Raw genomic sequence first — 25048 nt, 5'->3', positions numbered from 1 at the left:
CAAGCCCGCCCTCTATCGCAGGGCGTTCCCCTCTTGAAAACAGTCCACTGGACTGTTTTCAATTCACCCCTTTGCGGAGCTCCTTCGTAAAGGGGATTTCGCCCTCTGCGGAGGGCGACCAAAGGGCTCTGCCCTTTGGAAACCTGCAAGCCTTTAGAAAAGGCTTGAGCGAAACTTTTACCTTTGGGGGTCAGGTGAGTTTGTTAGTTATCTTCCTCGTTCTCGTCCTCAACAATTTTCTGCTCTGCTGTGAGTTCCTTATGCTTCTTTGCTGCTTTCCTCTCGGCTTCTTCCTTTTCCGCATTTGCCGCAGCTTCTAGTATAGCCTTTGACTCCTGGCTGTCACGATAAAGTGAAACGCCCTTTTTCTTCACTCTCACCCTCATTATGATAATAAGGGCAAGTGCGGCAATGGCGCTTATGAGTGCCAGCATCTGCGACGCTCTGACGCTGCCGATATAAAGGCTGTCCGTTCTGAGGCTCTCGATAAAGAACCTGCCCAAGCCGTACCAGAACACGTACATACAGAAAACCTCTCCGTCAAATTTGCGGTGCTTATGATAAAAATGGAGCAGGATAAATCCCACAGCGCACCAAATTGACTCATAGAGGAAGCAGGGGTGAACAGGTACATAAGGGTTTATATCCATTCCCTGCGCCGCAAGAGATGCCTGATGATTTACAAGATACTGCTGAATTTTGCCGCCCGACATTCCCCAGGGAAGGGTGGTATTGCAGCCGAATGCTTCCTGATTGAAGAAATTGCCCCATCTGCCGAGAGACTGTCCGATAAGAAAGCCCATTGCGGCAAGGTCGAGGGTGGGGAGTATTCGCAGCTTTCGCAGCTTTGCGGTGATACAGCCAAATAACAGCGCTCCGATTATTCCGCCGTATATGGCAAGTCCGCCGTCCCGTATGGCGAAAACCTCCTTGATATCGTGGAAGCTTTCTGCGTGGAGTGCCACATAGTAGAGCCTTGCGCCTATGACCGCTCCGATAAGTCCTGCGAATACTGCGTCCGTAAGGCGGTCGCCATCTATGCCGAACTCCTTTGTGCGCTTGAAGCAGTATATCATTGCCAGCAGCATTCCCAGAGCGATAAGCACGCCGTACCACTTTATGGACAGTCCGAAAAGGGAAAAAGCCTCGTTATCAACGGTGATATCAATTCCCAGTCCCGGAAAAACGATGTTATCTCCGTAAAGTCTTCCGACTTCGTTCATTTGTGATGTTCAGTCCTTTCGGGAATTTTTATTTTTCTATGGGACGGATAACGGAAAGAGTGCTATTATCCGTATCAAAACGTGTTTTAAGGCAGGCGTTTACGTCCTCGAGAGAGGCATTTGCCACCGCTTCGATGACCGAGAATGCGTCTCCTGTGCCTCGGAGTCCTGCGTTTATAAGCCCCGTGGCTATGGACTCGGGACTGCCGAGACCCTTTATGAGAGAGCCGTAATAATGCTTTCTTGCTATCTCAAAGCTTTCGGGGTCAAAGCCCTCGGTCAAACGCCTCTTTATCTCGGCATTAAGCATTTCCCGAACCTTTTCGGGGTCACGTGACTCGCCGCCGAAAATGGGAACGAAGAAGCCGTCTCCCGAGAAGGTCTCAAAATAAAATGCGGAATTTATAAGTCCGCCGTCATAGAGGGTCTTGTAAAGCTCCGATGTTTCGCCCATAAGAAGCTCCTCCGCCATATTGCAGAGAACTGTTTCCCTGACGATATCATCATTGCTCACGGGCTTTGATTTGAAGCCAAGATTGAACATAGGAACGGCTACCTCGAAGCTCTGCTCCCTGTAGCTGTCCTTAACGGTATCGGGCTCATCGGGAACGATGGAAACAAGATCCTTATTCTCGCAGGGCTTTAAAAGCTCGTCGCAGACGGAAAGTATCTCGTCCTCGTCTACGTCTCCCGCAATGGCAAGCACCATATTGTGGAGATTGTAGAACGTATTATAGCAGCGGTAAAGCAGGTCGGCGTTTATCATTGCGATAGACTCCTGTGTGCCTGCAATATCTATCCTTACGGGGTTTTTGTGGTATATGCCCTCAAGTAGATTGAAAAACACCTTCCAGTCGGGGCTGTCGTCGTACATTCTTATCTCCTGCCCGATTATTCCCTGTTCCTTGCGGACAGTTTCCTCGGTGAAATAGGGCTTCTGTACGAAATCCAGAAGTATTCTCAGAGACGGAATGAAATTATCGGTGCAGGAAAACAGATAGCAGGTCCTGTCAAATGAGGTGTAAGCGTTTCCCGAAGCTCCTGTCTGTGCGTAGAGGTCGAAAACATCGCAGTCCTCGTTCTCGAAAAGCTTATGCTCAAGATAATGGGCAATGCCGTTTGGTACGGTAACGAAATCCGGGTCGTCGGAGGTCTTGAAGGTGGTGTTCACCGAGCCGTAGCGGGTGCCGAAAAGAGCGTGCTTTACGCTGTGTCCTTCGGTTTTCCAGATAAGTATCTCAAGTCCGCTGTCGTGAAGCACTCTTGTGTATTTTTCACCTGTGCGGGCATTGGAAATTATTTCCTTTTTCATCACTCAGTCCTCCTTTCCCGTTAAAACATAGACCGTATCAAGCTTGAGAGATCTGCCGTATTCGCATATCTGCTCTCTTGTAACGGCGTTTATCCGTTCAGCCGCTTCCTCGGGAGAGAAGATATCTCCGTCAAGATATCCGTCGGATACCCAGTCTGCGGCGGCTTTCGGTGAGTCGAAAACAGATTTCAGGGCGCAGGTAAGGAGAAGCTTGGTCTTTTGGAGCAGTTCATCGGTAAATTCACCCTTTGCCGCCATTTCCACCTGCTTCATTATCTCGTTTTTGGCAGGCTCGATATTTTCCTTTTCAATGCCGCTGTCGATATATATTACGCCCTTTCTGCGGCTCACGCTTGCGGAGCAGTAATAGCAGAGGCTCAGCTTTTCTCTTACGCTCTTAAAAAGCATTGAAAAAGGTGTGCCGCCAAGCAGCGCATTAAAGAGCTTTGATACGGCGTAATCTGTCTCGGGAGTCTTATACGCCATAACCATTTTGCTCTGTGCCACTTCAAGTCTGTCGGTCTTGCTTACGGGAGAGGACTTTGCAGGTGAGGTGCTGTTTACAGGCTCGTATATCTCTCCCCTGTCCATAGCGGAAAAGCGGTCGGTTATAAGCTTTTCACATTCGGGGGATATCTCGCAGCCCACGCAGACGATCTCTATCCTTGCAGTTCTGAGAATATTCTTATATGCCTTATATACCTCCGAAGCTGTAAGAGCCATTGCCTCGGAGCGCTCACCCTTGAGGGGTATTCCCGCAGGCTCGCCTTCATAGATTATCCTGCCTGCATTTTTTAATGCATAGCCTCTTTTATCATTGATATCTGCGTCTATATCGTCAATAAGCTCCTGCTTTTTAAGCTGAAACTGCTTTTCGGGGAAACATTCCTCACCGTTTACAAGCTCGGTAACGGGTTCAAAAAGGCACTCTGTAAGAAGCTCTGCAGTCTGACGGGTGATATCCTCGCCGTTCAGGGCATATTTATCCGCAATGCAGGAAGCGGCGGCGGTTATCTGCACGCTGTCCGAGCGGCGGCTGATACCCGTATTCACGCTTGCTCCGTATAACATTCCCAGCCGCCTGTTAAATTCGGTGACGGTGGGGTACTTTTTGCAGGTGTCCTCAATCATAAAGGCAACTGCGGCATTTGCGGCGGCAGTCTCCTTTGTATGTCTGCACACAAGATTTATGACAATGCCGTTGGTCTTGAATTTGGGGTCTGTAAGGACGGTCAGACCTATCCCTTTGCCTATTTCCGTTCTTTTGCGATGGGTCACTTTATCATCTCCGATATAAAAATCATTTATTTAAGTATAACACATCTTTCGGGAAAATTCTACTTATTTCACAAGTTTTTCATCTTAGAAAAAGAAGTATTATCCCGACAACAGCCGCAGCCGCCCCGGATATCATTACGGGGAGCCTCAGCTTTTTTTCGGTGCTTATGAATTTTTCAAAGCGGTTGTCCCCTTTTATCAGGGAGCGGTCGGCAGGCATCTGCTCGATAAGGTACACGCTTATCCTGTCTCCACGCTTGTAATTGCCCACAAACGGCTCTGTACAGCGATGAACAAGGGTGCGCTTCTGCTCCTCGATACGTATCTGTATCACCGCCGACCTTTTCTTTTTTTCCTTCGGGGTATCAAGCACCACCGCTTCATATTCCTTTGCAAGAGATATGAAGCGTTGAAGCTCATTTTCTTTCACAATGGCTTTTTTATGCGCCAGTACAGATATTATTACCAGAGCGGCACCGAAAATTATGAGAAAATAGGGCATAATTTTTCATCATTCCTGTTCATAGCGGTATTCTTCCACCATATACAGCACTTTTTTGTCCACAAGCGCATCAATAAGCGTGCCGCTTTCGGTGTATTCCTCGGAAAATATCTTTCCGTCCGCCCTGATAGTGTTAAGCAGACTGCCCTTGTCATAGGGAATGACAAAGCTGCCCCTTACCGCCTGCTCGGGGAGATTTGCGGCTATGCACTCAAGAAGCCTGTCAAAGCCGAAGCCCTGCTTTGCGGATATTTTAACGGTAGTGCTGTCCTCGGGGATATTTTCATATCCGGGCAGCTTGTCGCATTTATTCAGAACATCTATCTTGGGTATGCCGTCACAGCCCAGCTCGGAAAGCAGCTCGTTTGTGACCTTTGCCTGTCCGTAGGCGTCGTCGGAGCTTATGTCTATGACGTTAAGGATAATATCTGCGTTTGCCGCTTCCTCGAGAGTGCTTTTGAATGCCTCCACAAGGTGATGTGGCAGACGTCTTATCAGTCCCACCGTATCGGTGAGGAGAACGCTCCGTCCGTCGGGCAGCTCAATCGAGCGTGAGGTTATGTCAAGGGTGGCAAAAAGCTTGTTTTCCGCAAGCACTCCCGCATCGGTGAGGGCATTTAAGAGGGTGGATTTGCCCACATTGGTATACCCCACCACAGCGGCGGTGAGAACGCTGTCCTTTTTGCGGCGCTTTCTGATAAGGTCACGGCGGCGGCGAATTTCCTCTAAATCATCCTCCAGAAGCTCTATCCTCCGCCTTATATGCCGCCTGTCGGTCTCAAGCTTTGACTCTCCGGGGCCTCTTGTGCCTATTCCGCCGCCAAGCCTCGACATTGATATGCCCTTTCCTGCAAGGTGAGCAAGGCGGTATTTCTGCTGAGCAAGCTCCACCTGTATGCGTCCCTCGGCAGAAAGTGCTCTTTGTGCGAATATATCAAGGATAAGAGTGGTGCGGTCTATGGTGCGGATATCGGTTATATTTTCGATATTCCTTGTCTGATTGGCGGTAAGCTCGCAGTCAAAGATAAGAAGCTCCGCACCTAAGGCTTCGATCTCCCCGGTAAGCTCTGCAAGACGTCCCGAACCGATATATGTGGCTGTATCGGGTGTGGGGCGCTTCTGTATGACCTGACCCACAACCTCCGCTCCTGCGGTATGGGCAAGCTCCTCAAGCTCCTTTAAGGATAGCTCGGCGTCGAACTCTCCCGTATCAACGGTTATTATAACGGCTTTTACGGGCATTTCCTCCGCCTCTGTTTCATAAAGCTCGGGCATATGCTACCTCCTTTTTATGCTTCAAGTTCTGTTTTCACATAGTCTTCTTCATCTGATTTTTTTATCATTTCAATGCAGCTGTCTATCACCGCTGTAAATATGCCCACGTTTTCGGTAAGTCCCGAGTCGCCCAGACTGTCTATAAGGTCCTCGAAAGCTCCGCAGAGCCCCGGCTCGGTGAGCAGGCAGCAGAATTTAATCTCCTCGGTAAGGCAGGAAATAATGACCGTTCGGTTTGTAAGGCATATGACCTGCATAAAGGAGGGTACCGCAAAGTCCTCGGACAGCATTATATAGCTTCCCGAGTCTGCTTTCATCGACTCGAGGAAATATATCCTTTCCTCACGGCTCATAGGTTCCAGCAGGAACCCCGGCATATTAGTCATTTTACCCGTTTTGGCGAAGGAAATAAGTCCCTCTTTGGTAAAATAATTTTTATATCGGCTTGTGTCCATATTTGGGGTGTCGAAAAACTTTTCCCTCACAGTCCGCAGTATATCCTCTCTGTGAGGAACATCACCCAGCCGCCTTTGCAGGATATCCTCGTTTACGTATGCGGTAAGGCAGGGCTGATATTCTATGCTGCTGTAAAAATAGGGGGAGCAGTTTGCAAAAACTCCGAACATTTCCGCCTGTCCCACTCTTGTTATCATAAGGGAGGAACGGCTTCTTATCCTTTCGGAATGCCTGATAAGCTCTTCTCTAAGCTCCTTATCCCCGATAAGCACGGCGGCGGAAAAGTCTGAGGACACGAGAACCGAAAAGTCGCTTGATATCATAAAATAGGGATATGCCGTAAGCAGGCAGTCCACCGCTTCACGGTTTGCATAATGATAATAGGGGGAATAGTCTATAGCGGCGCACATTGCTATTTTAAGCGCTCCCTGAAGAATATCCAGATTGATGTTCTTCTCCCCCTCGGCGCAGGTGTACATTCTGAAATAATGCTCAAGGCACAGTCCCGAACGGGAGGCGGAAAATATTTGCAGCAGCATTTCAAAAAACACCGTGTAGTCAAAGGGTATGGCGGTAATAAGCTTCGGAGACGGCAGCGAGGACTCCGCCAGCAGCACCGTTCTAAGCAGGCTATTGACATTTACCAGCCCCGAAACACTTTTGATCGTGCAGTTTTTGAGGCTGTCTACTCCCACCGATATGTCCGTTATCCTGTCGGATATGCGGTACTGAGGCAGGGTCTCGATGATCTGCTTTATGCGGCTGCGGTTGTAGTATGCCGCTTCTCCGGCTTTTTCCCTTGCATATCGGCGGGTAAGCTCGTCACGCTGCTCGGGGGTCATAGGAAGTGCGGCGCAGAGCCTGTCGATAAAGTTTTTGGCAGGCACAAGCTTGCCTGCGATGGTATGCTGAATGGCTGTCCTGCCCAGGCCTGTTACAGCGGACAGCTTCTGTATGGTCATTCCGCTTTTTTCAATGTATCTGCTCAGTTCCTCGGCGAATGTGTCCCGAGGTGCGGCGATGTGCTTTGATGTTTTTTCCGAAATGCGTTTGCCTGCCAAATGAAAAACCCCTCTGTCTTATTTTTTATACAGCATTATACAGCAAAAGGGCAGACGATGGAAATTATCTATCGTCTGCCGCAAATTATAAGCTGTAATCCGATTTTACTGAGATACATAAAGCTCGGGATCGTAATACTTTCCGTCCTTGCGTACCTCGAAATGGAGATGATTTCCGGTAGAATCTCCCGTACTTCCCACATATCCGATAAGCTGACCCTTTTCGATCACATCACCGTACTCTACTGCAAGCTCTGCCTGATGTGCGTAGACTGTTACATTGCCGTCGTCATTCTCAACGATGACGCAGTTTCCGTAACCGCCGTTCCAACCTGTGCCTGCGTCTATTACCGTTCCGCTTGCAGCCGCATAAATGGGTGTTCCGTAAGGAGCGGCGATATCTATGCCCTTATGACCTCTTCCGTCGCCCTGATGAGCGGAGATGTAGCCGCCGTCTACGGGCCAGAAGTAATCGCCTGTGCCGCCCTCGGTAATGAATTCGGGTGCGCTGTAGTCTATAACGCCTTCGCCTGCCGTGCCTGTGCCTATCCTGATTATCTCGGAGACAGGCTCGGTGACTGTAATGGTCTCGAGAGTGCGCTTTCTTACCGCTGTGCCCTCTCTGTATGTAACCAGCGCTCTTGAACGCTGTTCGCCGTTCTGACCCTCGGTGTCTATTACCACCTGTCCTGAGGGAAGAGAAGCGTCCTCGATGGTGATAGACTCATAAGGGATATCCTTGCGGAATGTAACTTCCTTTTTGCACTCGACCTGTAAATAAGGGACCTCGGACTCTATCTGAATAAGAGTTCCCACTCTGAGCACCTGATTTTCCAGATCCTCTACCACCTGTCCGTTGTAGGTGGCATAGCAGCTGCTCAGCTCGTCTAAAGTCATACCCTTGCTCTCTGCGATGTTCCAGAGATTGTCTCCGGGCTGTACCTCGTAATACTCGGGAGCGGACTCAACTCCCGTAAGAGTTTTGAGTATGCTGCCCTCGGATACTATCTGATCTTCGTCCACATATTCCTCAAGGTCGTATTCAACGTCCTTGTCAAAGCATATTTCCTGATATTCGCCCGAATCGTAAGGCTCTTTTATGTTTTCAAGCACGTTTTCGATCTGCTCGTAGCTTTCAACGGCTCCGATAAGCTCTCCGTCTACTCTGACCGCATACGCTTTCTTCTTGCCGTTATCAAACTCCGGAGCTTCCTCTTCCGGTATATCTTCCTCGGAAACAACGGGCTTTTCTTCGTATTTCTCCGACATTCTGCCTTCCATATTTTCCGCAAGGGCTGCTTCGTCGATAACGCTGTCGTTTGATGTGAGAGGTGTTATGGCAAGAGCGGCGGTAACATAATAATCGCCGTCGGTATCGTAATACTTGACTCTGTCGGCTACCACGCACTGAGCCTCGCCCAGAACTTCCTCTCCGCTTACAACGCCCACCTGAGCGCCGTCGTATTCAACGGCAACGCCATAGTCTCTCGACATTACGCTGTTGACGCAGAATGCAAGGAAACATACGGAAGCTGCGGGGAAGATAAGTTCCGTCAGGGGAGCAAATGCGCTGCCCTTTCTGCGGACTGCAAGGCGGTGTTCCTTCCACTGCATTGCCGCCGCTTTGCGGATGCCGAATATCTTTGATCTTCTCTTAAATCTTGAGCAGACCTCGGAAACGTTTTCCTTCTTTGCCTTTATAAATGTAACGGGGATCTTTGCGGTTTCCCTGAGAAATGCCGATACGTCACGTCCGAAGGGGGCGGAGGAATGTTTTACTGCGGAGACAGCATTGTTAAGGATACGGACAGCATACTCTGCAGTAAGTCCTGCGGTGCGGCATACCTGCTCGCCCACGCATTCTACAAGCGAAGCTTTATGGGTCCGCTTTTCTGTCATAACAGCATCTCCTTTCCGATTTCCTTTCAAACAGCTAACTTTACAATTATAGCACATTTTCCCTTTAAAATCAATAGCCCTTTTCTATCTTTAGGCTATACCGACAAAAAATGCAGACAGCAGAGGAAAAATGCTTGTGATTTTGCCCGTAATTTCTTTCTTTATAAATGACATTCTTTTGGAGAATATCAAAACGGGGACAAAATGGTTACAAAGCGGTTACACTTTGTAATAATTATAACTCAACTGACGGAAAAATCAACCCGATTTTGTTATTTCCGTCGTTTTTTACAGAGGTTTCGGCACATTTAACAATAGCTGCTGTCGAAAATAATAATTTTTTGGCAAATATTTTGTCGGCGGCAGTCGGATTTCATTTAATCTTAACATTTGCTTTGTGTAATTTTACACGGGCTTTTTGCGGCAAAATATCGCAGTATGGCTGTTTACAACGTTTTCGCAGATATGGCAGCCCGTTTTTTCCGAAGCCTTTTCCGGGATATGACGGATACAGAAAAATATTATCCCCATTTTATAAAAAATATGTTGAAATTTGCGGTAAAATATGATATACTATATATAATTATTACTCGAGGTATCTTAATTCTGGAGATCAAAAGGAATGTGGAATATGAACGGCTCAAAAAAATCTGCGGGTCTTATCAGATCCATCATTATTTCTGTAGTTATTACCATTGCTGTGGCTCTGACGCTTATATCCGTGATAGGCTTCACTTTCTCCTATTCAAGGACAAAAAGCGGCATTCAGTCATCGGTAAAGCAGTCCATCACCGTTTACAGGGAAAAGATAGACGCCTGGCTTTCCGAGCAGGCAACATTCTGCGAAGCTCAGGCAAATGCGGCGGGAAATCTTGTCCCGGGCGCAGGCAACCGCAGATTTAACGACAAATTCCTTGACTCTGCAATGACCCTGAACGACGCTCTCCTTGACTGCTACACAGCATACAATGACACCGCCCTTTATATGGCTGTCACCGACACCTCGACCCTTCCCGAGGGCTTTGACGCCACCACAAGAGGCTGGTACCGGAGCGCTTACGACTCCGGATCCACCATCATCACCGCTCCCTATATCGACACCGCTACGGGTGCAATGGTCATAACCGTTGCGTCGCCTATTTACGAAAACGGCAACCTTGTGGGCGTTTTCGGCTGCGACATCACCCTTGATTACATAATGGAGCTGGCAAGTCAGATGCAGCTTACCGAGAACGGTTTTCCCGTTCTCATCGACGGCGACGGAAACATTATGCTTCACGGAAATGAGGCGCTGAGCCCTAAGATCGAGGACGGAAATGCGGTCATCACCGCTGCCGCTGACGCAGGGGGAGATTATGCCGAAGTCCTCTCGCAGCTTTCCGACGGCATTTATATGGATCTGAACAAGGATTTTGACGGTTCGCAGAAATATTTCGTTTTCAGCAGGCTTTCCTCCGCCGACTGGACTTTGGGCTATGTATGCCCCAAAAACGACATTGACGGCTCTCTTAACGGTCTTGCGGTCATCTACATCATCCTCACTCTCGTGTTCCTTGCAGTAGGCACAGCAGTTGTTGTGGGAGTTATCAAGGTAAGCGTAAAGCCCCTCAAGAAGATAAGCGCTGTTGCCGAGAAAATTGCCGCAGGTGATCTTTCTGCAGGCTTCGATTACAATTCAACCGATGATATCGGTATCCTCTGCTCGAATTTCGCACGCTGCACCGATACCACAAGACGATATATCTCCGATATCTCCGAAAAGCTCGACCGTCTTGCAAAGGGCGATTTTACGGTAAATGTCACGGAGGATTATATCGGCGATTTCGCTCCCATAAAGGAGTCACTCACGAATATTATCACATCTATGCGAAATACTCTTAATAACATCGAGGTCGCTTCGGGTCAGGTAAATCTGGGCGCCGCAAATGTGGCTCAGTCCTCTACACGTCTTGCCGAGGGCGTTTACAGTCAAACGGAAAATCTCAAAAAGCTCAACTCCGATATGTCCGTTATCATTGAAAAGGTGAAGGACAGCGACAAGAACGCCTGCGAGGCTCGTGAACTTGCCGAGGGCGCAAGGGTCAAGCTGGAGGAAAGCAACCGTGAAATGAACAAGCTGCTCGATGCTATGAACGAGATATCCGAAATGAGCGCCGAGACAGCAAAGATAGTCAAGACCATTGACGATATCGCATTCCAGACAAATATCCTTGCTCTTAACGCTTCCGTTGAGGCGGCAAGAGCAGGTGCGGCAGGAAAGGGCTTTACCGTTGTTGCCGACGAGGTAAGAAACCTTGCAGGCAAATCTGCAGAAGCCGCAAACCGCACTTCCAAGCTCATAAATCAGACCACCGAAGCCGTTGCGGCAGGTGCTGCTCTGGCTGACTCAACCGCCAAGGCGCTTGCAGAGGCTGTTGCCGACACCGCCCGTGTTGACGAGAACATCGGACGGATATCCGATACCGCAAGAGAGCAGAGCGAGTTTATGGGCAGCGTTTTCCAAGGAATAAACGCTATTTCCGAGGTGGTAAGCACCACCGCAGACACCGCTCAGTCGGGTGCCGCTTCCAGCGAGGAGCTGAGCGGTCAGGCTTCAATGCTCAGCGGTCTTATTTCCGAATTCAAGCTATAAGCAGACTGAGTAAGGCTGAGCCAAGCTCAGCTTATACCCGCTCGTTCTGTAGTTTATTCGGGCGGCAAAGTGGCGGCTCGGTAACAATACAAATATGTTGCCTGAAAATCAGCCTTTATCCTATAAATGCAGGTAACAGGTCTCCCGTCCGCAGGCTTTATAATAACGAATAAATAATAAATTATGATCTTTATGGGGCAGGAAGCCGTTTCCTGCCCTTTGTTTTAGAGAGGAGGAGAGCAGATGATAATCCGAAGCGATATGGAGCTTGCGGCGGCAAAGCAGCTGTCTACGGACCTAAACTGCTCTCCCGATAGCTTTTTCAGACCCGAAAACACCGTCACAATACCAAAAAACAACGAAGGCAGGCGGCTTTTCACCGATGAGCCGCCCTTATTTCGTGCGGCTTCAATGGGAATGGGAACGGTCATAGCCGCTGCAGGCGCTGTGACCCCTTACGCAAAGCTGCTTGCGGAGCAGAGGTGCGGTGCTGAGATATTTGAAGCCTCTGCGGTATCTGCTCTTAACAGGGAGCTTTTCACTCACGGCTGCTGCGTGGGTCATTTAAGTCAGTATTATCTTCCGAAAACGCCCTTCAGAAGCGGCGCAAGGCACGAGGGCTATTCTCTCAGAGTATTCGAGGGGGCGGAGCTGTGCGAGCTTTACTCCTGCCGGGGATTTTCAAACGCTCTTTTGTATCGGAACGAGGGTGCAAGGAGAGATATTTTAGCCGTTTGCGCCGTTAACGGCAGGCGGATAATGGGCATTGCGGGAGCTTCAAACGACAGCCCCGTTATGGCTCAGATAGGCATAGACGTGCTGCCCGAATTCCGGGGAATGGGCGTGGGTGCGGCGCTTGTTTCCGCCTGCGCCGCAGAGCTCCTTGCGGCAGGGTATATCCCCTATTACGGCACCTGGAGCGGAAATATCATCTCCCAGCGGCTGGCAGCTAAATGCGGCTTTTTCCCTGCCTGGTGCGAAATGTCTTCGGTAAAGCTGCCGGATATAAGAAAACAGTAACAGCCTGTCTGCGTATGATACAGACGGGCTGTTTTGGCAAATATACATTATAATTTATTATTTATTCTTTTTTCTTTATTCTTTAAACGTCTCTTTTTATTTTTATTAGAAATAATAAATCAGAAAGGCAGCGGGACGGAAAACGTGGTCTCTTAACAGAGACCCATCCCCTTTGAGGCTGTTGCAAAAAATTACACATATTTCTTCCGTTACCGAGCCGTATGTTTATCGCCCCAAACAAACTATAGAACGATTGGCTGCAGGCTCAGCCTGCCAGCCTGTAGTCCTTGTCCATAACTGTGATAATAACGTTGCCGCCCTCGGAGCTGATGTCAAAAAGGGTCATTTTGTCGCTGCTCATTGCGTTGTGGCAGTTGACGGTCACAATGGCGCTGCCCACCGCAAGTGCGGCGGCGGAGATGATGAAAATGCTTATGATGCTGAGATAATATTCGGCTTTCCTTTTTCTTTCGGACATCTTTTTATTTTTCCTTTCCTATTGATATAAGTGCGTCTGCGATCCCTTCGGCGGACAGCTCGCCTGCATATACCGCCTGCTCTAAGCTGTTTCCGTGTCCGCCTACCTCGATAAGCAGAGAGCCTGTGGTAAGGTCCTGATTATATTTTCGGTAATCGTAAAGTACGGGACGGGTAAGCCCCTTGTACCTGCTTTCCATATGCTGCTCGAAAAGAGAGGCGGTGCGGAGATTTTTCATACAGTCGGGCATTCCCATCGTTCCGTCGTCGCAGCCGCATATTATCATTACCTGGGCGCAGCTTTTTCCGCCTATATTTACGGTGGGGGCGATTATCTCCCCGTTTTCCCTCTCTATTGCGTCACGGTGAACGTCAAGGACTACCTTTATTGAGGGGTATTTTTCGAGAATAGCTGTTACCGTCTCCCTGCTTCGGTCATAGGAGCCGTTGTAGGAGGGATAATCGTGGACGGTGGTGTCGTGATATGTGCGTATGCCCCGCTCCTCGAAAACCCTTGCCATTGCGTCACCTACGGCAACCATATTTTTGCTGCTGTCGGTGGTGCGGCAGATGTATTCGGGGTCATAGCAGCCGCTTTCATCGGGCTGATAGCTTTCGGTGGTGTGGGTGTGCATAATGAGTATCTGTGGCTCGTCCTCGGGGGCATCAAGCACTATCCCGAAATCGGGGGCAAGGAGGGCTTCGGCGTATATCTCATCTGTAGACAGGCTCGTCACATTGCGTATCTGTCCGCCCAGGGGCAGGTCTATGTAGTTATCTCCCGTTCCCGACTCATAGCAAAGTGGTGTGACAACGCCGCTCTGAGAAAAGCTGTCGGGAAAGGGCAATGGGTCATCTGTGCTTTCGGGTGGCGGAAGAAAATCCTCCACTATCTTCTCTTCATTGGCAGAGGATGGCATTCGGCGGCTGCCACGGGAGAGCATAAGCACATCTTCCTCGCTCATTTTTTCCGTATCTATAAGAATAGTATTGCCCGAAGGCGGCGTATCATTCACCTTTGCAACAGAATTTTCGGGGGTTTTGCGGGTAAAATACTTTATGATAGCATCTCCGCTAAGCTGTTCTGCCTTTGCGGAAAGCTTTGAGACGGCATATGCACCTTTGGAAATGATACCCGCAGCAGGAATGGCTGTTGTCTCGGGAAAGCTCCAAAGGGCAAGGAAGATAAGCCCTCCTGCACAGAAAAGTCCCGAACGGGAAGCTTTATTGCGCTTCGGCGGCTTCGGTGGCGTTTCGGCGTGATAGAAGCGAAGCTCGGAAAAGTCTTTTTCATTGTCGTTCATATTATCAGTCCTCCGCAGAAATATTATTATAATATAGTATGAAAAAAAAGCCCCCGGTATTCCTCGGACACTATTCCGGATACGCAGGCAAGCCGAAATCAAAGATATTTTTTAACAAATTGTAAAACCTCGCAAATTCCCTTGACATTTTTCGCAGGTTATGATATACTTTAATAGTCGCTTGAGAGAGCACACAGGAAACTCAAGCTGGTGTAGCTCAGTTGGTAGAGCAGCTGATTTGTAATCAGCAGGTCGGGGGTTCAAGTCCGTCCACCAGCTCCATTATGGAAGAGTTCCCGAGTGGCCAAAGGGGGCAGACTGTAAATCTGTTGCTTCGGCTTCGGTGGTTCGAATCCACCCTCTTCCACCAGTAAATTGCCTTGCAGGTTTTTCCTGCAAGGCTTTTTTATGCAAAGACGTATTTGTATGGGTTTTATAGAAATTTTTGTAAGAGTTTAATATTATCGGGCATAATATCCATACGGTTTAGACGAATTTTTAATAAAAATTTTCTAAAAATGAAAGGAAAATCCTTATGGTAAGAAACGATCTGCGAAATATTGCAATCATCGCCCACGTTGACCACGGAAAGACCACCCTTGTTGACGAAATGCTCAAGCAGGGCGGCGCTTTCAGAGAAAATCAGGAGGTGGAGGACAGAGTAATGGACTCCAACGACATCGAGCGTGAAAGAGGCATTACCATTCTCGCAAAGAATACCTCCGTTAAGTACAACGGCGTTAAGATAAACATCATCGACACCCCGGGCCACGCCGATTTCGGCGGCGAGGTGGAGCGTGTCCTCAAAATGGTTGACGGCGTTCTTCTGCTGGTTGACGCAGCAGAGGGACCTATGCCCCAGACACGCTTCGTGCTTTCTAAGGCTCTTGAGCTGGGTCACAAGATAATCATCGTTGTTAACAAGATCGACCGTCCCGACGCTCGTCTTGACGAGATAGGCGACGAAGTGCTTGAGCTTCTTCTCGACCTTGACGCTAATGACGAACAGCTTGAAAGCCCTATCCTTTTCTGCTCCGGCCGTGCAGGCACCTGCTCTATCAGCCAGTACGAGACAGGAACAGACCTCAAGCCCCTTTTTGACACCATTCTCGACTATATCCCCGCTCCCGAGGGCGATGAGGAAGGTCCTATGCAGATGCTCATCTCCTCTATCGACTACAACGATTATGTGGGCAGAACGGGTATCGGACGTGTGGAAAGAGGCGTTATCAAGGTTAATCAGCCTGTTATCGTAGGCGATTACCACGAGACCAAGAAGCCCTATAACAGCAAGATCGTTACCATAAGCCAGATAGAAGGTCTCGGCAAGCAGAACGTTGACGAGGCAAAGGTTGGCGATATTGTATGGATATCGGGTATTGAGAACATCACCATCGGCGACACCCTCTGCGCTGCGGATAATTATGAGCCGCTGCCATTTGTGAAGATCTCCGAGCCTACCGTTGAAATGACCTTCTCCGTTAACGACAGCCCCTTTGCAGGCAGAGAGGGCAAGTTCGTTACCTCCCGTCAGCTTCGTGAAAGACTTTTCAAGGAAGTGCTGAGAGACGTTTCCCTGAGAGTTTCCGAAACCGAGAACACCGACGCATTCAGAGTATGCGGACGTGGTGAGATGCACCTTTCCATTCTCATTGAGAATATGAGAAGAGAGGGTTATGAGCTTGGCGTTTCCACACCGAGAGTTCTTATGAAGGAAATTGACGGCGTGATGTGCGAGCCTATGGAAAGGCTTGTTATCGACGTCCCCGAGGACTGCACAGGCTCCGTTATGGAGAAAATGGGCACACGAAAGGGCGAGCTTCAGTCTATGCACCCCCAGGGCAGCCGTATGAGACTTGAATTTATCATTCCCGCAAGAGGCCTTTTCGGATACAAGAGCGAATTCCTCACCGACACCAAGGGCGAGGGCGTTATGAGCAGCATTTTCGATTCCTACCAGCCTTACAAGGGAGATATCCCAAGAAGAAACACAGGCTCCCTTATTTCCTTTGAGACGGGCGAGGCTGTTACCTATGGTCTGTATAACGCTCAGGAGCGTGGTTCGCTCTTTATCGGCGCAGGCACTCCCGTTTACGAGGGAATGGTTGTTGGCGCATCTCCCAAGGTGGAGGATCTTGTGGTAAATGTCTGCAAGAAGAAGCACCTGACAAACACACGTGCAAGCGGTTCGGACGATGCGCTGAGACTTGTTCCTCCCAGAAAGCTTTCCCTTGAGGACAGCCTTGAGTTCATTGCCGATGACGAGCTTCTTGAGGTAACTCCCAAGTCTATCAGAATAAGAAAGCGTATCCTTGACAATGCGCTGAGAGCCAAGACAAAGGCTAAAGAGAAGTAAGGCGGGTGACGACCCGCGGCGAGACGTTCTATAGTTTATTCGGGCGGCAGGCTGACGGCTCGGTAACTATACAAATGCGTTACCTTTAAAAATAAGCAGGTGACGAGCAGGCTGAGCCTGCAGCCGCTCGTTCTATAGTTTATTTGGGCGGCAGACGGGCGGCTCGGTAACGGTGTAAATGCGTTGCTGTAAAATATGATACTAATTCGGCTGATGTTAATTCGTCAGCCGAATTTTTTTAGGGAAATTTCCCGTTTCTATTGCAATTCATAGCAGATTAGTGTATTATAATATATGCGGACAAATAATGCTTTACGAAACATTGTTCGAATAATATCTATCAATGGAGTGGAAAATATGCAGAGCGTTCAGAGAATGCTGGGATATATGAGAAAGGCTATTCAGGAATTTGATATGATTGAAAACGGAGACCATATCGCTGTGGGAGTGTCGGGAGGCAAGGATAGTATGGTGCTCCTTATGGGGCTTATGGAGCTGAGACGTTTTATCGGCATTGACTACAAGCTCACCGCCATTACCCTTGACCCTATGTTTCACGGGGAAAGCACCGATTACAGCCCCGTTGCGGAGCTTTGCGAGAAGGGCGGCGTGGAGTACAAGCTTATCCCCACCGATATCGGGCAGGTGGTTTTTGATGTGCTGAAAGAGCCTAATCCCTGCAGTCTGTGTGCAAAAATGAGGCGTGGTGCGCTTCACGAAGCCACAAAGGCGGCAGGCTGCAACAAGCTTGCTTTGGGTCACAACTATGATGACGCTGTGGAGACCTTTATGATGAACCTTTTTAATGAGGGCAGGATAGGCTGCTTTGCCCCCGTAAGCTATATGTCAAGGCGTGATCTGACGGTGATAAGACCTATGGTGCTGGCTCCCGAGAGAGATGTTATACGCTGTGCCGAGGGTGCAGAGCTGCCCATTGTAAAGAGCAAGTGTCCTGCGGCGGGTCACACCTACCGCCAGACCACCAAGGAGCTTCTCAAGGAGCTTGAAAAGACCAACAGAGGTGTTACTGCACGAATTTTCGGCGCAATGCGGAGAGCAAAGGTCGATGGCTGGGCAGGCAAGGAGTTTGCGGATTATGTGAGCAAGACTTCGGTGAGGAGCTGAATGTGTCTTACTTCCAATAATTGCTCATATCCAAATCGTAACTTGACTTATTGCGACTACAATGATATAATTCTATCAGACATTCCAAGAGTGAAACGGAGATGAGCAAATGGGCTTTTGCGGCACTCAGTATTATAACGAGATGATGTTCTGGTTCCTGGCGGCGCTTATTCCTTTGGCGATGTTTGCCGTAAGCTTATTATGGATAAAGCACAATAAAAAGAACAAAAAGAAGATAGCCCCGGCTGTAATATCCGCTTCCGTATCGGCACTCCTTGCGGTATATCCGGTAACGGCATTTGTCATACTGCTCATTTACCCTCCCGTTGTACAGCGCCCTGAGCCGATGGTCGATCTTACAGGATACGATTATAATTATTGCAAAACATACTATGCCGAATATTTTGACCTTTCGGTCTCGGGGGAAGAGTATTCCAACGAATATCCAAAGGGAACGATAATCAGGCACGAACCTCGTGCGGAAGCACCCATAATAAGGGGAAGTACCGAGGTAAGGTGCGTTGTGAGCAAGGGTGTGCAACAGACCATCGTTTGCAATGTGATAGCCCTTAGTGCCGAAACGGCGGAGAAAATGTTAACGGCAAACGGCTTTGAGTGCATTATTGTATACGAGCCTTCGGAGGAATACGAAGAAGGGATTGTAATAGCTTCCGAACCCGAACGGAATACGGAAGTGCCCATAGGCTCAACAGTCACCCTTTATGTAAGCTCGGGAAAAGAATAATGCGTATAGGCATATGAAAACCTCCCTCGGGATTTCCCGGGGGAGGTTTTGTGTATTCAAGCTTTATAAATTATCAGGCTGATACAAAATATATCGGCGCAGAGACAAAGCTGACAGTCCGCACAAACGCACAGTGCAACTTCGCTGCGGGGCGCCCCCCGCTCGTCACCCGCATTACATTGTCGCTCCTGCCGCACGCCTGTGTTCGGAGTCTTCAATCTTCTGACCGAAAATATGCTCAAGCACGACAGACAGGCTGTTTTCCATATCTCCGATATCCACGAAATATACACGTCCGAGAATACCGTCCTCGTTTTTGAAGCATATCTCACGGCGATCCTCTTTCATTTCACGGGTAAGGGGATATATGTAGCAGACTGATTGCGCTTTGTATATTTCAAGAAGATTATACAGATCGTATATATCCGTCTGCAAAATGCCCATATTTTCATCGTCGGAGGAAAGCTCCTGCCACTTCGAGTCGAAAACTACTCTCATACCGTCTGCACGGCTGGTCATAACTGCAAGAGCCTGTGCGCTGTCACGGGGCATTGGACGGTTAAGTCTCGGATAACGCTTCTTCTGCAGCTCTATCTTAAATCGCTGATTGTCAAGCATACGTCCGAGGCTGTATGCAGTATAGCTGTCGAAAAGCTCTCCCGAGGGGAATATTACGGCATATGCCACATTCCTTCCGCTTGTAACCGTTACATAGCGGCTGAGGAGGAATATTTCCGCCCATCTGAGGGCGTTTCCATAGCCTGCCATACTTCTGTCAAGAACGGAAGATGCAAAATCCTGCTGGTAGTTCATCGAATACTCTACTCCGTCAAAATTAGCGATAAGAGCATCAAGCTTGTTTCTGCTTCGGGCGGAGGAGGTGATGTTTCTCAGATATTTGAGTGAGGATTTGATAAGCCTGTTCTCGGGTCGGTCAATGGAGAAAACGTCGTACTGAACGAAGAATTTGTCCTTGTGGGCAAAATTCTTCGTAGCGTGCTTTGCGTAAACTACCTTGCCTTTCAGAAAGTGCTCGTTTTCGATTATCGGCTGATAGCTCTGCTTCAGACCATTTCTGACGATGCCCGAGACCTCGTTGATGAACGCAAGGATAAACGACTCGAAAACATTAAGGTTTTCGGAAGCTCGTGTGTTCAGGTTATAATTTGTGAGAGGAAGATTTTTCATTGATTTGAGCATATTCAGAAAAACTCTTTTGCTCGAAAGCTCCTCGCCTTTGTTGTTTTTTGCGGACAGCATAGGCAGTATCTCTATCTGCGTGCCGTCCTTGAAAACCAGTGCGCCTACGTATCCGCCTGCACGGAGGATACGGTTATTTCCCTCACCCTCGGCAGACAGCATATAACTATTGATGCCTCGGGGATCGGGCATCTTCTTGTCATACACGAAGGATTCCAGCATTTCAAATATATCGAGGGGAATGGCAACGCCGCCCTCTGCCTCGGACAGCCCGTCAATTTTAAAGAAGTCGTTTTCCTGCAGCTTATATCGGTCTCTTTTGCCCATACGCCGCCCTCCTGTGTGCAGTCTGTAAAATAAGGGGCGATAATATGCCCCTTATCCGAATTTATAAAGTAAATTACAGCAGCTTTCTGTAGGAATTGATGTTCCAGAAAGCGGCCTCGTTTATTTCGTAGGTATCGTCCACATCAAGGAAAAGCTCCACGTTTTCGCCGAAGGTCTTCTTGTAATCGATTGCCAGAGCCTTGACGAACTGCTCCTCAGGCTCCTTGTTGTAATCGCCCAGTACCCAGCGTATCTTCTGATAATCGCCGTAGAAATACTCCTGGAGAAGGGGAACTATCGCATTCTTGAAAATAGAGCCGAGACGCTGGATGGTGGGATCCGTTTTCAGAGACATAAAGTAAGCGTGTCCGATGGTATGCTCTCTGTCGCAGAGAATTTCAATTCTCTTGTTGATAGTGGCAAGGAGGGTTTCAATGCTTACGTCCTCAACATATGTATCGTGGAAAAGCTCGGGCTGAGGGAGCATTTCAACGAAGTCGAAACGACGTCTGATAGCCGTATCGAGAAGGGCGATGGAACGGTCGGCGGTGTTCATTGTGCCGACGATATAAACGTTACCGGGAACACCGAAAGGCTCCTGGGAATATGCCAGTCTTACCTTTACCTCCTCAGGCTCGCCAAGGCGCTTGGACGGCTCGATAACGGTGATAAGCTCACCGAAGATCTTGGAGATATTGCCTCGGTTGATCTCATCTATGATGAAAACAAAGCGCTCGTCGGGGTGCTCCGCAGCCTTCTGGCAGAACTCACGGAAAATACCCTTGTCGACAACGTAAACCATTTCTTTTTTACGTGTACGCTCGCCTCGCTCGTTCATCGTCTCGAGGAAGACGGGCTTGATACCTTCAATAAATTCCTCGTATCCCATCGACTGGTGGAATGTAGTAAATTCGATCTGACCGAAGCTGTTTTTCAGCTCATTGTAGCGGTCAAGCATTGAATTGTAGTCCTTCTTCATAACCGATTCCACAGGGATATTGTAGATTATCGCCAACGCATAATTGACGGAATTGTAGGTTTTACCTGTGCCGGGAGGTCCGTAGAGGATTATGTTTTTTCCCATTTTCATCCTTACCTTTCAGAGATTTATAACTAAGTATAATTATATCACAATTGCATTAAAAAATCAATATCAAAAAAAGCCCGCTTGTATATTCTGCACATTGAATAAAATAGTTAACAATTTTTTGTTAATCTTAAAGCATTTAGGCAAAAATATAAGAAAAATTTAGCAAAAAAATAGCAGGGACTAAGCCCTGCTGTGCCAGATGAGATCACATAAAATAATATGTGTAGAACAAAAGAAAGGAGACAACAAAACGGATGTTAACATAGAAATATAAGAACTTAACATCATATATATTATAGCGCATAAATCCGATTTAGTCAATATCTATAGAACAACTTTTACATTTTTGGAGAACTGCACAATTTATTGGCATTTTCCTTATACAAAATGTACTGCAAACAAGTTATTATACAGATCGTAACATTACATAGATCTATTACATATATGACGCAGTTCAAGGCCGCATCAATTAGTTTGTTGCAATTATGATTATAACACAGCTTGCGAATAATGTCAAGTCGTGTAAACGTTTGAAAAATTAAAATATCGGGCGGCAATTTTGTATATAATTACCACGATGGTTTGGCAGAAAATCCCCTGCCCGGAAGCTTTTCGGGCAGGGGATAATACAGTCTTTAAAAAGCTCTTACTTAGAACGCTTCTTAGCGATAAGAGCAGCAGCTGCAGCGGTAACCATTACGCCTGCAAGAGCAGCAGCGGAAGTGTTGCCTGTAGCTGTAGATGTTGTTGTGGTATCTGCAGCGGGAGCCTCTGTTGTCTCAACAGTTTCCTCAGCAGCAGCCTCGGTCTCCTCAGCAGCCTCCTCGGGAGCAGCCTCTTCAGCAGCGCCGTTGGGATCGGAAATTGTAAATGTTACCTCGATCTTCTCAGCAGCAGAGAAGGAAGCAGCATCGATCGCACCGTAGTGAGGATCGTTCATATCGCCTGTGAGACCATATGCGTTCTGGATCTCAATTCTGTAGTTGCCCTTCTCCTCGATATCGCCGTAGCAGATCTTCTCGGGATCGAAAGGAACTTCAACGCCGTCAGCCTTAACGCTGTCAAGAGTCACCTCATAGTCAGCAAGGTCTGCATAGCCGCCTACGATATCAACGCAGAATACGTTTGCGCCGTTAGTAGCGGACATTGCGTTCTCAGCCTGAGTGTTGTCAAGGGAAACGGTATATGTACCGGGTCCTGTGATAGTTGCATCGGTTGCCTTGCCTGCGTCCCAGTTACCCCAGAGCCAGTCCATATCGGTGAACATAAGGAATGCGGTATACTCGTAAGCGGAAGCGGAAGCTGCCACTGCGGAGAGTGCCATTGCCGAAGCTGCAGCAACGGCTGCGATTCTTCTGAGTTTCATTTTGATCTCCTCCAAATTATTCTTGAAATGTGTTTTTTGACAGTAAACTGCGGTATAGCCGCAAATATACTTATGACCATATTATACAATATTTTCCCCAAAAAATCTATATTCAAAGTGCTAAACTTTAATCGTTTTCATTGTGCAATTTTTATAGATGTGATAATTTTATACTAAACACCATTTAACTTGCGGAGAAAAATCGGCGTGAAAATCTTGCATATATGGATTTTTATGCCGGGAGTCCCTCGTGAGTAATAAATGTTTAGTATTATATGCTTGACAATCGGGAACGGCTGTGGTATAATATTGGGAAACACTCGTTAGCTTTGGCGTGAGATCTGCATTAAGGATAAGAACTCACATAACAGATAAAATAATTGATATTATCAACCGATAAAGGGAGAGCAATATGAAAGTAATTCTGCTAAACGACAAACAGCGTAAAGCGATAATCAATATGGCAAGACCTTCGGCGGGCGATTATTACTCCTATCAGAATTTAAATCTGCTTACGGCGGTATATGATGAAGAAAAAAATGTCTGTCTTACAGTAACTCGTTATATGTCGTCTGCAATAACAAGAATGGGCAGCCACTGCGATGAATATTCCTTTGCACTGCTTACGCCTCTGGGCTGCTTTTCGGTAAGCTGTACGGAAGCTGCAGGGAAATATTCGGACATTTTCAGTCCGCTGCCTTTATTTATTTCGGGCAAAAAAATAGCGGAAATGATAGAGTATTATCATGACAGCTTTTCGCAGCGGCGTGCTTTGGAAAAGGAAGCATTAAAGGATATTGATACGGGAGGTTCCGGCTTTACGGAATGGTATCTTCAAAAAAGCTGTTTTAAAAAGAATCGGAGGGACTAATACTAAAGATCAGAATAAGAGCATTATCGGCAGAGAGTGGGTCTATGGTGCTTTTAAATGGTTATTAGATAAAAGAAAGATCCGCCTTCCGTAAAGTGAAAGCGGATCTTGGTTACTGCATTTTTAAGGCAGATTACTTAGCCTTCTTAGCAACGATCGCAGCTGCAGCGAGAGCTACGGGAATTACAGCCATAGCTACAGGAGAGTTGCCTGTTGCAGGAGAGGGAGCAGTCTCAACGGGAGCAGCCTCAGTCTCAACAACCTCAGGCTCAGTCTCCTCAACTTCTGTTTCCTCAACAACGTCCTCTACAGTCTCGTCGTCGATAACGTCGCCTTCGCCGTCAAGGCCGGTAGCCATAGCGGAAACGCCCATCATAGAAAGTGCCATTGCAGAAGCTGCAAGAGCAGCAAGAAACTTCTTCATAATTTTTTCCTCCAAACATTAGTATTGGTGCTTTTAGCATAGTTTTATTATAGCACAATTCAAAATGCACTACAACCATTATTATAACAAATTTTTTTCGTTATTTACTCGACATCTTGCACGATTTTCACAAAATCCGAAAAAAAGGCAGGAAAATAATCACAATTCGGTTACAGCTGTAACATTTTGACTTTCAGCGTTATCCCTTATACACCGCAAGTACCATATTTATATCCGGGAAGGGCTTCGCTTCTCTCTGACCGCCGAAATACCGCTCTTCTATGTCCTTCGGACCGAGCAGCTCATATATAAGAAATCCGTGCTTTTCAAGCAGCCGTGCAAGAGAAGTCTTATCAAACGAGCTTTTCATCGGCTCTCCTGCCGCCATTGCCATAGCCAGCATATTTTTTACACGCCTGTCGGTGCTGTCAAAAAGCCCTTCGTCTCCGAAGTCAAACACAAGTGAGCTGCCCTCGGAGCAAAGCCCTGCAATGTCACCGAGTGTCCTGCTTATCTCCTCTTCGGACAGATAATAGCTTACGCCGAGCCAGGAGAAGAATGCTTTTTTCGTCCTGTCAAAGCCTGCCGCCAAAATTTTTTCGGACATATCCTCCGTGGCAAGGTCAACGGGAACGGATTTTACGTTATCATTATAAGCAAGTCCGAAACGTTTTATTCTTTCAAGCTTGTCAGCCTGCGTCAGAGGGTGGTCTGCCTCAAAAACGGGGTGCTTGGAAACAAAGGCTTTTTCCCTGAGAGCAAAGGTATCATACCCTGCGCCGATGATCACATACTGCTCCGTTCCCGTCATTGCTGCAGTTTTAAGGCTTTCCTCGCAGAATGCCGCTCTCGCAAGAGGCGTGGGCGCAAGCTGTGTGTTAACGATATATCCGAGAGCCTCGCTGTCGGGCAGCTTTCCTTTCTGCTCGGGAGCGAAAAAGTCAATTCCGCTAAGGATATATTTCCCTATGCCCTCATATTCCTCCATTGTCATAAGCTTTTCTGCGGCGCTGTCTGCAAAAACAGGCTGCTTTTCCGTTTTGAAATGATATGCCCTTGCAAATGCCGACATAAGCGCTGTCATACTTGATCTGTTATCCATTAA

General features: G+C 47.9%; 21 protein-coding genes and 2 tRNA genes. 8 read left to right on the top strand and 15 right to left on the bottom strand.

The features are described from left to right. Nucleotides 1–203: 203 nt before the first annotated feature. The 8 genes from lgt to ACR0QN_RS05610 all read right to left on the bottom strand — a co-directional run bounded on the left by lgt (nt 204) and on the right by ACR0QN_RS05610 (nt 9537). Nucleotides 204–1223 carry a prolipoprotein diacylglyceryl transferase gene (lgt, locus tag ACR0QN_RS05645; RefSeq protein ID WP_432650222.1) on the bottom strand — a complete coding sequence of 340 codons (1020 nt, stop codon included), beginning with the start codon at nt 1221–1223 and terminating at the stop codon, nt 204–206. Nucleotides 1224–1251: 28 nt separating this feature from the next. Beyond that, complete coding sequence (gene yfmH, locus ACR0QN_RS05640; protein ID WP_432650221.1) at nt 1252–2535, bottom strand: EF-P 5-aminopentanol modification-associated protein YfmH; 1284 nt, start codon at nt 2533–2535, stop codon at nt 1252–1254. Nucleotides 2536–2538: 3 nt separating this feature from the next. Beyond that, nucleotides 2539–3813: an EF-P 5-aminopentanol modification-associated protein YfmF gene (yfmF, locus tag ACR0QN_RS05635; RefSeq protein ID WP_432650220.1), complete on the bottom strand. Its 1275-nt coding sequence runs from the start codon at nt 3811–3813 to the stop codon at nt 2539–2541. A 79-nt stretch (nt 3814–3892) separates the two neighbouring features. Further along, complete coding sequence (locus ACR0QN_RS05630) at nt 3893–4315, bottom strand: hypothetical protein (protein WP_432650219.1); 423 nt, start codon at nt 4313–4315, stop codon at nt 3893–3895. A gap of 9 nt (nt 4316–4324) precedes the next feature. Further along, nucleotides 4325–5590 carry a GTPase HflX gene (gene hflX, locus ACR0QN_RS05625; protein ID WP_432650218.1) on the bottom strand — a complete coding sequence of 422 codons (1266 nt, stop codon included), beginning with the start codon at nt 5588–5590 and terminating at the stop codon, nt 4325–4327. 14 nt (nt 5591–5604) lie between these two features. Next, the gene (locus ACR0QN_RS05620) at nt 5605–7107 is read right to left on the bottom strand and encodes a helix-turn-helix domain-containing protein (protein ID WP_432650217.1); all 1503 of its coding nucleotides are present in this window, start codon (nt 7105–7107) and stop codon (nt 5605–5607) included. Nucleotides 7108–7212: 105 nt separating this feature from the next. Continuing rightward, nucleotides 7213–9006 carry a peptidoglycan DD-metalloendopeptidase family protein gene (locus ACR0QN_RS05615; protein ID WP_432650216.1) on the bottom strand — a complete coding sequence of 598 codons (1794 nt, stop codon included), beginning with the start codon at nt 9004–9006 and terminating at the stop codon, nt 7213–7215. A 405-nt stretch (nt 9007–9411) separates the two neighbouring features. Then, nucleotides 9412–9537, bottom strand: coding sequence for a hypothetical protein (locus tag ACR0QN_RS05610; protein ID WP_432650215.1), 126 nt, complete (start codon nt 9535–9537; stop codon nt 9412–9414). A 100-nt stretch (nt 9538–9637) separates the two neighbouring features. On the opposite strand from ACR0QN_RS05610, the gene ACR0QN_RS05605 reads away from it, so the two are divergent. Further along, nucleotides 9638–11638, top strand: a complete 2001-nt coding sequence (locus ACR0QN_RS05605; protein WP_432650214.1) for a methyl-accepting chemotaxis protein — start codon at nt 9638–9640, stop codon at nt 11636–11638. A gap of 243 nt (nt 11639–11881) precedes the next feature. Further along, a complete protein-coding gene (locus tag ACR0QN_RS05600; RefSeq protein WP_432650213.1) occupies nt 11882–12658 on the top strand; it encodes a GNAT family N-acetyltransferase in 777 nt (258 codons plus the stop codon). A 265-nt stretch (nt 12659–12923) separates the two neighbouring features. On the opposite strand, the gene ACR0QN_RS05595 is transcribed toward ACR0QN_RS05600, so the two are convergent. Both ACR0QN_RS05595 and spoIIP read right to left on the bottom strand, forming a co-directional pair. Continuing rightward, nucleotides 12924–13136, bottom strand: coding sequence for a hypothetical protein (locus ACR0QN_RS05595; protein ID WP_432650212.1), 213 nt, complete (start codon nt 13134–13136; stop codon nt 12924–12926). A 4-nt stretch (nt 13137–13140) separates the two neighbouring features. Further along, entirely contained in the window at nt 13141–14439 is a 1299-nt protein-coding gene (gene spoIIP, locus ACR0QN_RS05590; RefSeq protein ID WP_432650211.1) for a stage II sporulation protein P, read from the bottom strand. Between the two features lie 206 nt (nt 14440–14645). On the opposite strand from spoIIP, the gene ACR0QN_RS05585 reads away from it, so the two are divergent. The 5 genes from ACR0QN_RS05585 to ACR0QN_RS05565 all read left to right on the top strand — a co-directional run bounded on the left by ACR0QN_RS05585 (nt 14646) and on the right by ACR0QN_RS05565 (nt 18665). After that, nucleotides 14646–14721 (top strand) — tRNA-Thr (locus ACR0QN_RS05585). Nucleotides 14722–14725: 4 nt separating this feature from the next. Next, a tRNA-Tyr gene (locus tag ACR0QN_RS05580) sits at nt 14726–14809 on the top strand. Nucleotides 14810–14974: 165 nt separating this feature from the next. Beyond that, nucleotides 14975–16795, top strand: a complete 1821-nt coding sequence (typA, locus tag ACR0QN_RS05575; RefSeq protein ID WP_432650210.1) for a translational GTPase TypA — start codon at nt 14975–14977, stop codon at nt 16793–16795. Nucleotides 16796–17152: 357 nt separating this feature from the next. Continuing rightward, complete coding sequence (locus ACR0QN_RS05570; protein ID WP_432650243.1) at nt 17153–17920, top strand: ATP-binding protein; 768 nt, start codon at nt 17153–17155, stop codon at nt 17918–17920. Nucleotides 17921–18029: 109 nt separating this feature from the next. Then, on the top strand, nt 18030–18665 hold the full coding sequence (locus tag ACR0QN_RS05565; protein WP_432650209.1) for a PASTA domain-containing protein: 636 nt from the start codon (nt 18030–18032) through the stop codon (nt 18663–18665). A 174-nt stretch (nt 18666–18839) separates the two neighbouring features. On the opposite strand, the gene ACR0QN_RS05560 is transcribed toward ACR0QN_RS05565, so the two are convergent. From ACR0QN_RS05560 to ACR0QN_RS05550, 3 genes are all read right to left on the bottom strand, one after another. Then, a complete protein-coding gene (locus ACR0QN_RS05560) occupies nt 18840–20192 on the bottom strand; it encodes a 5-methylcytosine restriction system specificity protein McrC (protein ID WP_432650208.1) in 1353 nt (450 codons plus the stop codon). A gap of 73 nt (nt 20193–20265) precedes the next feature. Then, the gene (locus ACR0QN_RS05555) at nt 20266–21276 is read right to left on the bottom strand and encodes an McrB family protein (RefSeq protein WP_432650207.1); all 1011 of its coding nucleotides are present in this window, start codon (nt 21274–21276) and stop codon (nt 20266–20268) included. Nucleotides 21277–21928: 652 nt separating this feature from the next. Beyond that, nucleotides 21929–22648 carry a hypothetical protein gene (locus tag ACR0QN_RS05550; RefSeq protein ID WP_432650206.1) on the bottom strand — a complete coding sequence of 240 codons (720 nt, stop codon included), beginning with the start codon at nt 22646–22648 and terminating at the stop codon, nt 21929–21931. Nucleotides 22649–23060: 412 nt separating this feature from the next. On the opposite strand from ACR0QN_RS05550, the gene ACR0QN_RS05545 reads away from it, so the two are divergent. Beyond that, nucleotides 23061–23519, top strand: a complete 459-nt coding sequence (locus ACR0QN_RS05545; protein WP_432650205.1) for a hypothetical protein — start codon at nt 23061–23063, stop codon at nt 23517–23519. Between the two features lie 133 nt (nt 23520–23652). Here ACR0QN_RS05545 and ACR0QN_RS05540 read toward each other — a convergent pair whose 3' ends face one another. Together ACR0QN_RS05540 and ACR0QN_RS05535 are read right to left on the bottom strand one after the other, a co-directional pair. After that, on the bottom strand, nt 23653–23943 hold the full coding sequence (locus ACR0QN_RS05540; protein ID WP_432650204.1) for a hypothetical protein: 291 nt from the start codon (nt 23941–23943) through the stop codon (nt 23653–23655). Between the two features lie 199 nt (nt 23944–24142). After that, on the bottom strand, nt 24143–25045 hold the full coding sequence (locus tag ACR0QN_RS05535; protein WP_432650203.1) for a class I SAM-dependent methyltransferase: 903 nt from the start codon (nt 25043–25045) through the stop codon (nt 24143–24145). Nucleotides 25046–25048 lie beyond the last annotated feature (3 nt).

This window comes from Huintestinicola sp. (assembly GCF_050874005.1).
In the GTDB taxonomy this organism is placed as follows: Bacteria; Bacillota; Clostridia; order Oscillospirales; family Ruminococcaceae; genus Huintestinicola.
The sequence above is the reverse complement of the archived record's forward strand: the minus strand, read 5'-3'. Positions and strand labels throughout refer to the sequence as shown.

What these genes read in the sequence shown, in the direction of transcription:
- ACR0QN_RS05610 (WP_432650215.1), bottom strand. Translation starts at nt 9,537, where the DNA reads ATGGGGATAATATTTTTCTGTATCCGTCATATCCCGGAAAAGGCTTCG.
- ACR0QN_RS05550 (WP_432650206.1), bottom strand. Translation starts at nt 22,648, where the DNA reads ATGAAACTCAGAAGAATCGCAGCCGTTGCTGCAGCTTCGGCAATGGCA.
- ACR0QN_RS05630 (WP_432650219.1), bottom strand. Translation starts at nt 4,315, where the DNA reads ATGCCCTATTTTCTCATAATTTTCGGTGCCGCTCTGGTAATAATATCT.
- ACR0QN_RS05560 (WP_432650208.1), bottom strand. Translation starts at nt 20,192, where the DNA reads ATGGGCAAAAGAGACCGATATAAGCTGCAGGAAAACGACTTCTTTAAA.
- typA (WP_432650210.1), top strand. Translation starts at nt 14,975, where the DNA reads ATGGTAAGAAACGATCTGCGAAATATTGCAATCATCGCCCACGTTGAC.
- ACR0QN_RS05595 (WP_432650212.1), bottom strand. Translation starts at nt 13,136, where the DNA reads ATGTCCGAAAGAAAAAGGAAAGCCGAATATTATCTCAGCATCATAAGC.
- ACR0QN_RS05565 (WP_432650209.1), top strand. Translation starts at nt 18,030, where the DNA reads ATGGGCTTTTGCGGCACTCAGTATTATAACGAGATGATGTTCTGGTTC.
- ACR0QN_RS05570 (WP_432650243.1), top strand. Translation starts at nt 17,153, where the DNA reads ATGCAGAGCGTTCAGAGAATGCTGGGATATATGAGAAAGGCTATTCAG.
- lgt (WP_432650222.1), bottom strand. Translation starts at nt 1,223, where the DNA reads ATGAACGAAGTCGGAAGACTTTACGGAGATAACATCGTTTTTCCGGGA.
- spoIIP (WP_432650211.1), bottom strand. Translation starts at nt 14,439, where the DNA reads ATGAACGACAATGAAAAAGACTTTTCCGAGCTTCGCTTCTATCACGCC.
- yfmH (WP_432650221.1), bottom strand. Translation starts at nt 2,535, where the DNA reads ATGAAAAAGGAAATAATTTCCAATGCCCGCACAGGTGAAAAATACACA.
- ACR0QN_RS05605 (WP_432650214.1), top strand. Translation starts at nt 9,638, where the DNA reads ATGAACGGCTCAAAAAAATCTGCGGGTCTTATCAGATCCATCATTATT.
- hflX (WP_432650218.1), bottom strand. Translation starts at nt 5,590, where the DNA reads ATGCCCGAGCTTTATGAAACAGAGGCGGAGGAAATGCCCGTAAAAGCC.
- ACR0QN_RS05540 (WP_432650204.1), bottom strand. Translation starts at nt 23,943, where the DNA reads ATGAAGAAGTTTCTTGCTGCTCTTGCAGCTTCTGCAATGGCACTTTCT.
- ACR0QN_RS05600 (WP_432650213.1), top strand. Translation starts at nt 11,882, where the DNA reads ATGATAATCCGAAGCGATATGGAGCTTGCGGCGGCAAAGCAGCTGTCT.
- ACR0QN_RS05535 (WP_432650203.1), bottom strand. Translation starts at nt 25,045, where the DNA reads ATGGATAACAGATCAAGTATGACAGCGCTTATGTCGGCATTTGCAAGG.
- ACR0QN_RS05615 (WP_432650216.1), bottom strand. Translation starts at nt 9,006, where the DNA reads ATGACAGAAAAGCGGACCCATAAAGCTTCGCTTGTAGAATGCGTGGGC.
- ACR0QN_RS05545 (WP_432650205.1), top strand. Translation starts at nt 23,061, where the DNA reads ATGAAAGTAATTCTGCTAAACGACAAACAGCGTAAAGCGATAATCAAT.
- ACR0QN_RS05555 (WP_432650207.1), bottom strand. Translation starts at nt 21,276, where the DNA reads ATGGGAAAAAACATAATCCTCTACGGACCTCCCGGCACAGGTAAAACC.